The sequence below is a fragment of the Bacteroides faecalis genome, assembly GCF_003865075.1.
In the GTDB taxonomy this organism is placed as follows: Bacteria; Bacteroidota; Bacteroidia; order Bacteroidales; family Bacteroidaceae; genus Bacteroides; species Bacteroides faecalis.
On sequence record NZ_BHWB01000007.1, the window covers coordinates 1 to 13,070 of the forward strand.

The 13,070-nt window shown below is 38.0% G+C and carries 9 protein-coding genes and 1 pseudogene; 8 read left to right on the forward strand and 2 right to left on the reverse strand.

Annotation, left to right across the window (positions count from 1 at the left end):
* Nucleotides 1–440: hypothetical protein (locus EJF25_RS12785; RefSeq protein WP_235016808.1), on the forward strand; the 440-nt coding region annotated here is incomplete at its 5' end.
* A gap of 50 nt (nucleotides 441–490) precedes the next feature.
* On the opposite strand, the gene EJF25_RS12790 is transcribed toward EJF25_RS12785, so the two are convergent.
* Both EJF25_RS12790 and EJF25_RS12795 read right to left on the reverse strand, forming a co-directional pair.
* Nucleotides 491–2,281, reverse strand: coding sequence for a glycoside hydrolase family 15 protein (locus EJF25_RS12790; RefSeq protein ID WP_125041476.1), 1,791 nt, complete (start codon nucleotides 2,279–2,281; stop codon nucleotides 491–493).
* Nucleotides 2,282–2,286: 5 nt separating this feature from the next.
* Nucleotides 2,287–4,545, reverse strand: coding sequence for a bifunctional alpha,alpha-trehalose-phosphate synthase (UDP-forming)/trehalose-phosphatase (locus EJF25_RS12795; protein WP_125041477.1), 2,259 nt, complete (start codon nucleotides 4,543–4,545; stop codon nucleotides 2,287–2,289).
* Between the two features lie 456 nt (nucleotides 4,546–5,001).
* On the opposite strand from EJF25_RS12795, the gene kdpF reads away from it, so the two are divergent.
* From kdpF to EJF25_RS12830, 7 genes and pseudogenes are all read left to right on the forward strand, one after another.
* A complete protein-coding gene (kdpF, locus tag EJF25_RS26605; RefSeq protein WP_050581211.1) occupies nucleotides 5,002–5,082 on the forward strand; it encodes a K(+)-transporting ATPase subunit F in 81 nt (26 codons plus the stop codon).
* 22 nt (nucleotides 5,083–5,104) lie between these two features.
* A complete protein-coding gene (kdpA, locus tag EJF25_RS12805; protein ID WP_125041478.1) occupies nucleotides 5,105–6,811 on the forward strand; it encodes a potassium-transporting ATPase subunit KdpA in 1,707 nt (568 codons plus the stop codon).
* A gap of 18 nt (nucleotides 6,812–6,829) precedes the next feature.
* Nucleotides 6,830–8,862, forward strand: a pseudogene (gene kdpB, locus EJF25_RS12810) (potassium-transporting ATPase subunit KdpB).
* Between the two features lie 17 nt (nucleotides 8,863–8,879).
* Entirely contained in the window at nucleotides 8,880–9,455 is a 576-nt protein-coding gene (locus EJF25_RS12815) for a K(+)-transporting ATPase subunit C (RefSeq protein ID WP_125041479.1), read from the forward strand.
* 120 nt (nucleotides 9,456–9,575) lie between these two features.
* Complete coding sequence (locus tag EJF25_RS12820) at nucleotides 9,576–10,322, forward strand: hypothetical protein (protein WP_125041480.1); 747 nt, start codon at nucleotides 9,576–9,578, stop codon at nucleotides 10,320–10,322.
* Between the two features lie 93 nt (nucleotides 10,323–10,415).
* Nucleotides 10,416–11,546, forward strand: a complete 1,131-nt coding sequence (locus EJF25_RS12825) for a sensor protein KdpD (protein WP_125041481.1) — start codon at nucleotides 10,416–10,418, stop codon at nucleotides 11,544–11,546.
* Nucleotides 11,547–11,565: 19 nt separating this feature from the next.
* Entirely contained in the window at nucleotides 11,566–13,005 is a 1,440-nt protein-coding gene (locus EJF25_RS12830) for a sensor histidine kinase (protein WP_125041482.1), read from the forward strand.
* The last annotated feature ends 65 nt before the right edge of the window (nucleotides 13,006–13,070 follow it).

Sequence of the window (13,070 nt, forward strand, 5' to 3'; positions counted from 1 at the left end):
TGGAAAAATTAAGATATTTCATAGTTATATTGTTAGGAATACTAATCTATAGCTGTACATCTCATTCACCTTTAAAGAAATATAGAGAGACAAAAGTAAATGCAAATATGTTGGATACTATATCTTATAATCGCCTAGGTGCTTATAAAGAGACAGCAGAAGTGACCTACCTATTTGGATTCATCCCGCTTAATATTTATGGATGTGGAAGTGAACACGCTCCTATTTCTCCAAATGAATTAGAGGTATTATCGAAGGAGCAGGAAGAAAGTGCACCATTATATGATAAAAGTATGATGAGATTACTTATAAGTCCGAAGGTTTCTACTGAAATTAATTTCAAGTATTTAGGCATTTATAAATATAAAAGAACAACTATTGAAGGGATAAGTGTAAGCTCACTTTCAAAAAAGGAAATATCAGAATTGTTGAGAATATGAAGTGATGTCAAATTACAATTATCCCTAGAAATAAGAAATACAATGTATTTTTAAGGACGAATAAAAGATAATTTCTTTTCTTCTCCTGCAAACAAAATTGCTGTGTTCACCAGTGCTAAATGTGAATAAGCCTGTGGAAAGTTTCCCAATTGTTCTTTTGTATCGAAATCAATATCCTCACTAAATAAACTAAGATGATTGGAATAGGTTAGAACTTCATCAAACAAGCATCTGGCTTCTTCTTTCTGGTCGGTCATAAATAATGCACGTATAAGCCAGAATGTACAGATGGTGAAAGCAGAAGTTGGCATCCCAAAATCATCTTTACTGTTATAACGATACATTAGTCCTTTATGAAATAAAGCATTTTTAACGGACTCTACAGTTTTATGATAACGTATATCATTTGCTGCAATAAATCCGTAGGGTTCCATCAGTAAAAGAGAAGAATCCATGGCCAGATTATCGTAAGTTTGTGAAAAACTCTGGATCTCTTCTTTCCAACCATATTTTATAACGTTTTCTTTTATCTTATCAGCTTCGTTTTTCCAGCATTCACTATAACTATATTTATTCATCATTTGAGCAATTTTTGCTCCACGATCTAAGGCGACCCAACACATAACTTTAGAAGAGACGAAATGCTGTCCTTCTCCTCTGATTTCCCAAATACCTTTATCTGGTTTTTTCCAGTCGTTTATCACTGTACTTAGAATTGTTTTCACCATTTCCCACATATCTTCTATTTCATCCAGGGTGCCTGGCATTAGGCAGTAATATTGATAAATAAGATCCATCAGATAACCGAATGAGTCATTTTGTTTCTGATGATAGGCATCATTTCCTATCCTTATAGGTTTTGAATTTTTATAGCCTGATAAATGTTCGAGAATAGTTTCAGTTAATTTGCGCTCTCCGCGAATACCATACATAATTTGGTATTCATGCTTGGCAACAAATGTAGACTGTATGAACTTCATGAAACGTTTGGCGGCACCTGAATGTCCAAATTGAAACATTGTTTCGATGGACATGGAAGCGTCCCGAAGCCAACAAAAACGATAATCCCAATTACGAACTTCCCCTATAGCTTCGGGAAGACTAGTAGTTAATGCTGCCAATACTGCACCATTGTGATAGGACATCAGCTTAAGAACAAGTAAGCTACGTTCTATTACATCATTATAAAGAGTATACTTTTTACTTCGGTTAGTCCAATTTAGCCAGTAAACTAGTGTACGGCAATATTCTATCTTTTCCCGTTCTATATCAATAGGAATTACTTTCTCATTGTAAGATAGTAGCATAAATTCATCTTTTTCGAGAATGATTTCTTTTTCTTCCGAAATGTCTGACAGTGAAAGCGAGGAGTACAGATATTGTCTGTCCTTATTGTTAGAAGAACAGTAGGTTTCTATATATTGAGGTGTGATATTGTGAATTACTTTCCCTTGTGCATAGTTTGGAGCCGGATGATAATTCACTTTGAAATGTGGCTTACCTTTGAGCCAATGAATATAACGATATAGTTCTGCGGGAATATAATGTCCGGCATTATCTTTTGAACGATAACAGGGCATATAGTCTAATACGGTGAACTCTCCTTCCTCTGAACTGAATTGTGTGGAAAGGATATTGGTATGCGGTATATAACTTTGAGTAATATGATAATTTTCGGATACTTCAAAACCGAAATACCCACCTTTCTCATGATCGAGTAACCGTGCAAATGTTGAAGGTGAGTCAAAATCTGGAAAACACATCCATTCAATGTCCCCTTTCAGGGAAATAAGGGCAGCTGTACGACAGTTGCCTATCACTCCATAATTTAAACGATTCATAGTGATTATTTTTTGTTGGGTAATAATAGATCTTTGAGAAAGCTGAAAGAGGATATGAGGAGGTTCTTGCTACTTTCATCCGCTAGAGTCATCTTCTGTTTGCCAAGAATAGCACGCAAGAAATGAAGTACATCCGATTGAGCAGACAGATTATAATTAGCTGTTTCCGATACAGCCCCTATCTTTATAGTGAAGGCATTTGGGGGAACAGCTTGAAACATATCATCGTCTGTAGTATCATCTCCCATTACCAGAATAAAGTCATAGTGTTTATTGACTAATAGACGTCTTACTTCAGAGCCTTTGTTATAATCAGGTGATTTGATTTCAACTACTTTGTTTCCTTGTAGGATTTGTAGTTTCTGTCTGGTGCAGATAGAAACCAATGCACTGACCAATTGTTGTGCTCGGAGGCTTCCCAGCCATGCATCGCTTTCACGATAGTGCCAAGCTATTGCTGTTTCTTTTATTTCTAAATGAGAACGTGGTGTCCTGTCTACAAACATCTGTAATATGGATAAAATTCCTGTTCCCCATTCAAACTTTTCCGTATTCTTATGCCATGCTCCATTTTCTTTATAAAATGCTCCATGTTCAGCAGCCATGGATAGGGGAAGACAACCTAGCCATTTTTCGAGTGTAATGTGGTCCCGACCGCTATTGATAACAACATGATTTGCCGGATCACTGGTTAGTTGCTGTAAAAGGTTGATTAACTCTGGTGTTGGTTGAGCATCCTCTGGATGTAGTTTTAGAGCGGCTAAAGTTCCGTCATAATCCAAAAGAAGAAGACGTTGTTTGGCTTGGTTATATTTTAATTTGATTTGTGCAATGGTACTGGCTGTGATATGCTTTTTTCTTAGCCACTCATTTTTCGCACAAATTGTATTCATCTCGTTTACGAAATCTGTAGCCCATTTGTTTACTGTTTGTACGGATAAAATAGCTTGCATACGTTTTAACCGTTCTTTTTGTTCTTTTTCCGGCATTTCAAGAGCCTGACAGATCGCATTTTCTATTTGTTCCGTATCATTCGGATTTATTTGAATGGCATCAGTCAGTTCTACGATAGCCCCTGCCATTTCACTAAGGATAAGTACGCCTGTATTTTCGTATTTAGTAGCTACATATTCTTTAGCAACTAAATTCATACCATCGCGAAGCGGAGTGACCAAAGCGATGTCAGCTACATAATACATGGCAGTGAGCTCCTCAAGTGAAAATCCGTGATAAAAATAGCAAACCGGAGTCCAATCTATAGTAGAATAGCGTCCGTTAATGGAGCCAATCTCTTCATCAATCTTGGTTTTCAGTTCAGCATAGCTACCTACATGATCACGTGAGGGAACTATGACCATGGCAAGTGTTACTTTATTGTGATATTCGGGATGATGTTCAAGGAAAGTAGCAAAACCATGTAACCGATGGAGAATACCTTTACTATAATCTAGCCTGTCTACTGATAAAATCAATTTATGATTGCCGAACAACTTCCGAGTCCGGTCGATGGCTTGTTTTATTTCGGGTTTATAGGATGCTTTATGATAAAGTTCATAATTTATACCCATGGGTAATGCATCAACTCTTACTGTCCGGTTATCAATCTGAACTTCATCGAGTTTGAAGTCGATATGTAGTACACGTTCTACAGCACTGATAAAGTGACGCATATAATCGTGAGTATGGAATGCAATGAAATCAGCACCTAATAATCCTTTCAGTATTTCAGCCCGTTCTGGCAAAATGCGGAAAAGTTCATAAGAAGGGAAAGGGATGTGATGAAAATATCCGATACAGAGATCTGGATATTTCTTTCTCAACATACCGGGAAGTAACATCAATTGATAATCTTGTATCCATACTTTATCCCCCGGACGTACCAGGCGACATATTTCATCACAAAAAAGCTGATTTACTTCCTGATAAGATTGCCAAAAGCAGTATTTATATAAGGTATAAGCAAAAAAGTAATGGCATAAAGGCCAGATTGTACTATTGCTATATCCCTCATAATAGTTTTTAATGTTTGCATCGGATAAAAAGACCGGATGGAAATTCATTTCTTCCAACTTTGTATTTATCTCTACTTTGTCCTTTTCTTTGTTCGTACATATTCCCGGCCAACCTATCCAATGCTTTTCATAAGAAGTCTGGAGAGAATCTAATCCTGTAGCTAATCCACCTTCACTACGTGAAAAGACGAATGTCCCGTCAGGGTTGGCTACTTTTACGGGTAATCTGTTTGCTATAATATAGAGTTTCATACCTATTAATAAGCAAAGTACATACCAACTAATGATAAAACTTTGCTATGCGCTTATAATCAGTATGTTATCTTGAAATGTAAATTTGTAATAAGCTTATCAAAATGGAAAATGTCTTTCATTTTGGGAATTTCAGTTTTTATTCTTTCCGTGCAAATACTTTTTTCCAAAATAGAATACTCTTTTTCAAAATGAAAGGGTGCTACTAGGTATAATAAATGACTAATCTTGTCGTACATGCTTGATTGATAATTAATTATGTTTCATTTTACTTTTCTGGCACGTATTTGGCATAATACATGGCAGATAATTTTAATAGTTAATCATAAAAAAGAAAGAAGATGGAAATTACACTATCATTCATTTTTTGCCTGTTAAGCGGTATCGCTTGTTTTTGGCTATTTTGGAAATGTGTTGATTGGTTTGAAAAGATTTAAAGTAAAGGAGAATTAATTTATGTACACAGCACTATTTGTATTAGGTATTGCAATCTTCGGTTATTTGATGTATGTACTCATCAGACCCGAAAAGTTTTAAATTACACAGTTAAGGTAAAAGTATGAACACAGAAATTTTAGGCGTGATTTTGCAAATTGTCCTGATGGTGGTATTGGCTTATCCATTGGGAAAATACATTGCAAAAGTTTATAGAGGAGAAAAGACCTGGTCGGACTTTATGGCTCCTATTGAGAGAATAATTTATAAAGTATGTGGAATCGATCCAAACGAAGAAATGGACTGGAAACAGTTCTTGAAATCATTATTGATACTGAATGCTTTTTGGTTTGTATGGGGGATGGTGTTATTGGTTTCACAAGGATGGTTACCTTTAAATCCGGATGGTAACGGACCACAGACTCCTGATCAGGCTTTCAATACCTGCATTAGTTTTATGGTCAATTGTAATCTACAACATTATAGCGGTGAGAGTGGCTTGACTTATTTTACTCAGTTGTTTGTCATCATGCTCTTCCAATTTATTACAGCTGCAACCGGTATGGCCGCAATGGCAGGTATTATGAAAAGTATTGCTGCTAAAACAACAAAAACAATCGGTAACTTCTGGCAGTTTCTGGTATTAAGTTGTACGCGTATCTTGTTACCACTTTCTTTGATTGTAGGATTCATCCTGATTCTTCAGGGAACTCCAATGGGATTTGATGGAAAGATGAACGTGACAACACTTGAGGGTCAGGAACAAATGGTATCTCAAGGTCCTACTGCTGCTATTGTTCCTATTAAACAATTGGGTACGAATGGGGGTGGCTACTTTGGTGTAAACTCATCACATCCGTTGGAGAATCCAACTTACCTGACAAATATTGCAGAATGCTGGTCTATTCTGATTATCCCGATGGCTATGGTACTTGCACTGGGATTCTATACACGTAGGAGGAAATTGGGATATGTTATCTTTGGAGTGATGCTCTTTGCTTATCTGGCAGGTGTCTGTATCAATGTTAGTCAGGAAATGGGCGGTAATCCTCGTATTGATGAAATGGGAATTGCTCAGGATAATGGTGCAATGGAAGGTAAAGAAGTACGTTTGGGTGCTGCTGCAACGGCACTTTGGAGTATTACCACTACAGTTACTTCCAACGGTTCCGTAAATGGTATGCACGACTCAACAATGCCGCTATCTGGTATGATGGAAATGCTGAATATGCAGATTAACACTTGGTTTGGTGGTGTCGGTGTGGGATGGATGAACTATTATACCTTTATTATTATCGCTGTATTTATTAGTGGTTTGATGGTGGGACGTACACCGGAATTTCTGGGAAAGAAGGTTGAAGCTCGTGAAATGAAGATTGCTACCATTGTTGCTTTACTTCATCCGTTTGTAATATTGGTATTTACTGCCATTTCAAGCTATTTATATGTACATCATCCGGATTTTGTAGCGAGTGAAGGCGGTTGGTTGAATAATCCGGGATTCCATGGATTAAGTGAACAGCTTTATGAATATACTTCCTGTGCTGCCAACAACGGTTCCGGTTTTGAAGGATTGGGTGACAATACTTATTTTTGGAATTGGACGTGTGGTATTGTACTTATTCTCAGCCGTTTCCTACCTATCATAGGACAAGTCGCTATTGCAGGCTTGCTGGCTCAAAAGAAGTTTATTCCGGAAAGTGCCGGAACATTGAAAACTGATACACTGACCTTTGGAGTGATGACATTTGCTGTTATTTTCATTATTGCTGCTCTGTCATTCTTCCCGGTACATGCTTTAAGTACGATTGCTGAACATTTTAGTTTGTAATACTGAATTAGAGAAGATATGAAATATAATAAATCAGCTTCTTTGTTTCCAAAGGAGCAAGTTATAGAAAGTTTGAAACAGTCATTCGTGAAACTGAATCCACGAATGATGATAAAGAGCCCGATTATGTTTACGGTGGAAGTGGCAACGGCAGTCATGTTATTTGTTACACTTTACTCTATTGTCAATCCTTCACAAGGTTCATTTGGTTACAATATAGCCGTATTTTTTATTCTGTTTATTACATTGTTATTTGCCAACTTCGCCGAAGCAATTGCAGAAGCACGTGGTAAAGCACAAGCAGACAGTTTGCGTAAGACGCGCGAAGAGACACCTGCCAAGAAGTTGGAAGGTAATAAGATTGTTGCTGTAAGTTCTTCACAGCTGAAAAAAGGCGATGTGTTTGTTTGTGAAGCCGGAGATATAATTCCGTCTGATGGTGAAATTATCGAAGGATTAGCTTCTATCGACGAAAGTGCGATTACAGGTGAATCTGCTCCTGTGATTCGTGAAGCAGGAGGAGATAAAAGTTCGGTAACAGGTGGTACAAAAGTATTATCCGATCATATAAAAGTAATGGTGACGACTCAACCGGGAGAGAGTTTTTTGGATAAGATGATTGCTTTGGTAGAAGGTGCATCCCGTCAAAAAACACCGAATGAGATAGCATTGACTATTCTGTTGGCCGGTTTCACACTTGTTTTGTCATTGTGTGTGTAACGTTGAAACCGTTTGCTGATTATAGTAATACTGTTATCACTATTGCTTCTTTAATCTCGTTGTTCGTTTGTCTAATTCCGACGACTATCGGTGGGCTACTGTCTGCTATTGGTATTGCCGGAATGGATCGTGCACTTCGTGCTAATGTTATTACTAAATCTGGTAAAGCTGTAGAAACGGCTGGTGATATCGATACACTGCTGTTGGATAAAACAGGAACTATAACAATTGGTAACCGTAAAGCCACTCACTTTCATTGTGCACCGGGTATCCAACTACATGATTTTGTAGAGACTTGCCTACTCTCTTCTTTGTCTGATGAGACTCTGGAAGGTAAATCTATTGTAGAATTAGGACGGGAGTCCGGTATCAGGATGCGTAATTTGAACACTACAGGGGCTCACATGATCAAGTTTACGGCTGAAACTAAATGTTCTGGAGTGAATCTGGCAGATGGTACTCAAATACGTAAAGGTGCTTTCGATGCTATCCGTAAGATAGTGGAGGGGTCAGGAAATAAATTCCCGAAAGAAGTAGAAGATATTATTGCTGCAATTTCGAGCAATGGTGGTACTCCGCTGGTCGTATGCGTCAATCAGAAAGTAACAGGTGTTATCGAGTTGCAAGATATTATCAAACCGGGTATTCAGGAACGTTTTGAACGTCTACGTAAGATGGGGGTGAAGACGGTGATGGTGACCGGTGATAATCCACTGACTGCTAAATACATTGCAGAGAAAGCAGGTGTAGACGATTTTATTGCAGAAGCCAAGCCGGAAGATAAGATGGAATATATCAAGAAAGAACAGCAAGCCGGTAAGTTGGTAGCTATGATGGGAGATGGTACAAATGATGCTCCGGCACTGGCTCAGGCAAATGTGGGTGTGGCAATGAATAGTGGTACTCAGGCAGCGAAAGAAGCTGGTAATATGGTCGATCTGGATAATGATCCGACCAAACTGATTGAAATTGTAGAAATTGGAAAACAACTGTTGATGACACGTGGCACGCTGACTACTTTCTCTATCGCCAATGATGTAGCCAAGTATTTTGCCATAGTTCCGGCATTGTTTATGATTGCAATTCCAGAATTGGCAGCACTGAATATCATGCATTTGCATAGTCCTGAAAGTGCTATCTTGTCAGCCGTAATCTTTAACGCGATTATCATTCCAATCTTGATTCCATTGGCTTTACGTGGTGTGCAGTATAAACCGATTGGTGCAAGTGCTTTGCTTCGTCGTAACTTATTGATTTACGGTGTAGGTGGTGTGATTGTTCCTTTCGTCGGAATCAAATTAATTGACTTATTAGTGAGTTTATTCTTTTAATTAAAAAAACAATAGCAATGAAAACTTTATTGAAATCATTCAAAATAACACTTGCTTTTTGTGTCTTTTTCTCAGTGTTCTATATCCTTGTCCTGTGGTTGTTTGCACAAGTGGCAAGTCCCAATAGGGGAAATGCAGAAGTAGCCACATTGGATGGTAAGATTGTAGGAGCAGCAAATGTTGGTCAGGTATTTACACAGGATATTTATTTCTGGGGGCGTCCTTCATGTGCAGGTGACGGATATGATGCAACTAGTTCATCGGGTAGTAACAAAGGACCTACTAATCAAGAATATCTGGATGAGGTATCAGCTCGTATTGATACGTTCTTAGTACATCATCCATACCTGAGCCGTAGGGAAGTGCCGGCTGAAATGGTAACAGCTAGTGCTTCAGGACTCGATCCGAATATAACCCCGCAATGTGCTTATGTACAGGTACGAAGAGTGGCACAGGCTCGTGGATTGAGCGAAGAACAAGTGAAAGAAGTAGTTGATGGAAGTATTGAAAAACCATTTATGGGACTGTTTGGAACAGAAAAAGTGAATGTACTGAAATTGAATATTGCACTTGAAGAAAAAGGTGATAAATAAGTAAACATTTAAGGTAGCGTTCTTATCCGAATCGTATTAGTAAGAGTGCTGTACGATTTTAAAAAACAGGGTGGATAAGGCGCTTCCTTTTTAAGAATAACATGAAATAAAATTAGAATTATGAAGACTTTTGTGATTAAAAAGATAACTTTAGCCTCATTGGCTGTTATGGTTATATGCTTGATGGGAACTACGAAGGTGAAGGCACAGGAATTTACCGTACAAGGAGACATTGTCAGTTCGTATGTTTGGCGTGGAATGTATCAGGGAGGTGGTGCTGCTTTTCAACCTACTTTAGGTTTGGGTGTTGGGAATTTCTCTGTTTCAGCTTGGGGATCTACCAATTTTAGTGGAGGAAATAAGGAATTGGACTTAACACTCGCTTATAAATTGGGTGAAACAGGACCTACCTTGACTGTTGCTGATTTGTGGTGGGAAGGCGAAGGAGCATATAAATACTTTAACTTTGAAAGTCATGAAACCGGTCATCATTTTGAAGCAGGATTATCATATACATTACCTGTAGAAAGATTTCCGCTTTCTATCGCATGGTACACGATGTTTGCAGGAAAAGATAAAAAACTGAATGATATAGGTGAGTTGAAACAGAATTATTCTTCTTATCTGGAATTGAATTATCCTTTCAGTGTGAAGAATGTAGATTTAAATGTCACGTGTGGTGCTGTACCATACAAGGCAGCGAATATGTATAATAACAATGGTTTTGCGGTGACTAATGTAGCATTGAAAGGAATAACGGAAATTAAATTTAATGATAAGTTTTCTTTGCCGATATTTGCGCAAGCTATATGGAATCCATGTATTGAAGATGCTTTTTTGGTGTTTGGCATAACTTTAAGGCCATAAAAGTGAACTCATGAATTTAAGTTGAATGGAGCCCGTGATGATCGTGATGATTGTTACGGGTTAATATACTTTATAACGAGATTGAATAAAGATATGGATGAAAGAGAACAAAGTGTACAACATTTTCTGGATTTGATAAAAAAATCTCATCGCGGAAAATTTAAGATTTACATTGGCATGATAGCCGGTGTAGGTAAATCATACCGTATGCTTCAGGAGGCGCACGAACTATTGGAGAATGGAGTCGATATACAAATTGGTTACATCGAGACGCATGGTCGTGCAGGAACGGAAGCTCTTATGGAAGGATTACCAGTCATTCCGAGACGTAAGATTTTCTATAAAGGGAAAGAGTTGGAAGAGATGGATCTGGATACGATCATCCGTATTCATCCGGAGATTGTGGTGGTAGATGAACTGGCACATACTAATGTGGAAGGTAGTTTGAATGAAAAACGTTGGCAGGATGTGATGACATTGCTGAATGAAGGAATTAATGTGATTTCAGCGATCAATATTCAGCATATTGAAAGTGTGAATGAAGAGGTACAGGAGATTACGGGTATCGAGGTAAAAGAGAGAGTTCCGGACAGTGTGCTTCAAGAGGCGGATGAGGTGGTAAATATTGACTTGACGGCAGAAGAGTTGATTTCCCGTTTAAAAGCTGGTAAGATATATCGTCCTGACAAAATTCAGACTGCTTTGGATAATTTCTTCCGTACTGAGAATATACTGCAATTGCGTGAGCTGGCTTTGAAGGAAGTAGCTTTGCGTGTTGAGAAAAAAGTAGAGAACGAAGTAGCAATGGGTGTTGCTGTCGGTATTAGGCATGAAAAGTTTATGGCATGCATCAGTAGCCATGAGAAAACACCACGTCGGATTATCAGAAAAGCGGCCAAGTTGGCTACTCGTTATAATACCACTTTCATTGCTCTATATGTACAAACGCCCAATGAGAGCATGGATCGGATCGGATTGGCCAATCAACGTTATTTGTTGAATCATTTTAAGTTGGTGGCCGAACTTGGCGGTGAGGTTGTTCAAGTACAGTCAAAAGATATTCTGGATAGTATTGTCAAAGTCTGTCAGGAAAAACAGATTTCGACAGTTTGTATGGGAACACCTAATTTAAGATTGCCTAGTGCTATTTTTTCGATAATGGGATATAGAAAATATTTAAATAATTTGTCGCGAACTAATGTAGATTTGATTATACTTGCATAATATTAATAGTTTGAACCTTATGAATATAAAGACGAAGTTGATTCTCGGCATCGGGATGCTGGCGGGAATGATTATTTTGCTGGTAACACTTTCAGTTGTGAATCTCCAGATATTGACAGCTACCGAACCGGATAGCCCTGCTGCCATGCCCGGACTAGAGCGTGCTTTGCTGTGGATCTCTATTACAGGAGGTATTTGTATTCTGACAGGATTGTGTCTGCTCTATTGGTTACCCCGTTCTATTAGTAAGCCGATCAAGGACTTGAAGCAAGGAATTCTTGAAATAGCCAATCATAATTATGAAGAACGGCTGGAAATGAACAACAATCAAGAGTTTCGGGAAGTAGCTGAGAGTTTTAACCGGATGGCTGAACGGCTGACTGAATATCGTGCAAGTACACTGGCTGATATTCTTTCCGCTAAAAAGTTCATCGAGGCAATTGTAAATAGTATTGATGATCCGATTATAGGCTTGAATATCGATCGGCAGATTCTCTTTATCAATGATGAAGCATTGAGTGTGTTGAATTTGAAAAGAGAGTATGTGATTCGTCAATCAGCAGAAGAACTTTCTTTGAAGAATGATCTGCTCCGTCGGTTGATTCGGGAGTTGGTGATCCCGGGTGATCAAAAGGAACCGTTGAAAATATATGCCGATGATAAGGAAAGTTATTTTAAAGCTTCTTATATTCCCATTATAAATACAGAAGCGGAGCAAGATGAACCTTGTAAATTGGGAGATGTCATCTTATTGAAGAATATCACAGAGTTTAAAGAGCTGGATTCTGCTAAGACTACATTTATCTCTACGATTTCTCATGAGTTGAAAACTCCGATAGCGGCTATTATGATGAGTCTTCAGTTATTAGAAGATAAGCGTGTAGGGGTATTGAACGATGAACAGGAACAACTTTCTAAAAGTATAAAAGAAAATAGTGAGCGCCTGTTGAATATTACAGGAGAATTGTTGAATATGACTCAGGTAGAAGCTGGAAAACTGCAAATGATACCGAAGATTACCAAACCGATCGAGTTGATAGAATATGCGATTAAGGCAAATCAGGTACAAGCGGACAAGTTTAATATTCAGATAGAAGTAGAATATCCGGAAGAGAAAATAGAAAAACTTTTTGTTGATAGTGAAAAGATTGCATGGGTATTGACTAATTTATTGAGCAATGCTATCCGTTATTCCAAAGAAAATGGTCGTGTGATTATCGGTGCTAAACAAGAGGTAGATATAATTGAACTTTATGTCCAAGATTTCGGAAAAGGTATTGATCCGCGTTATCATAAGAGTATTTTCGACCGTTATTTTCGTGTTCCGGGTACCAAAGTGCAAGGTAGTGGTTTAGGATTGTCTATATCCAGAGACTTTGTGGAAGCTCATGGTGGTACATTGACAGTAGAAAGTGAGTTGGGTAAAGGTAGTCGCTTTGTGATGCGATTGAAGGCTTGATAGAGAGACAAATCTTTTTATACACTTTTTATTACTAATTTTATGTAAGTTCTTAAATCTTTCTA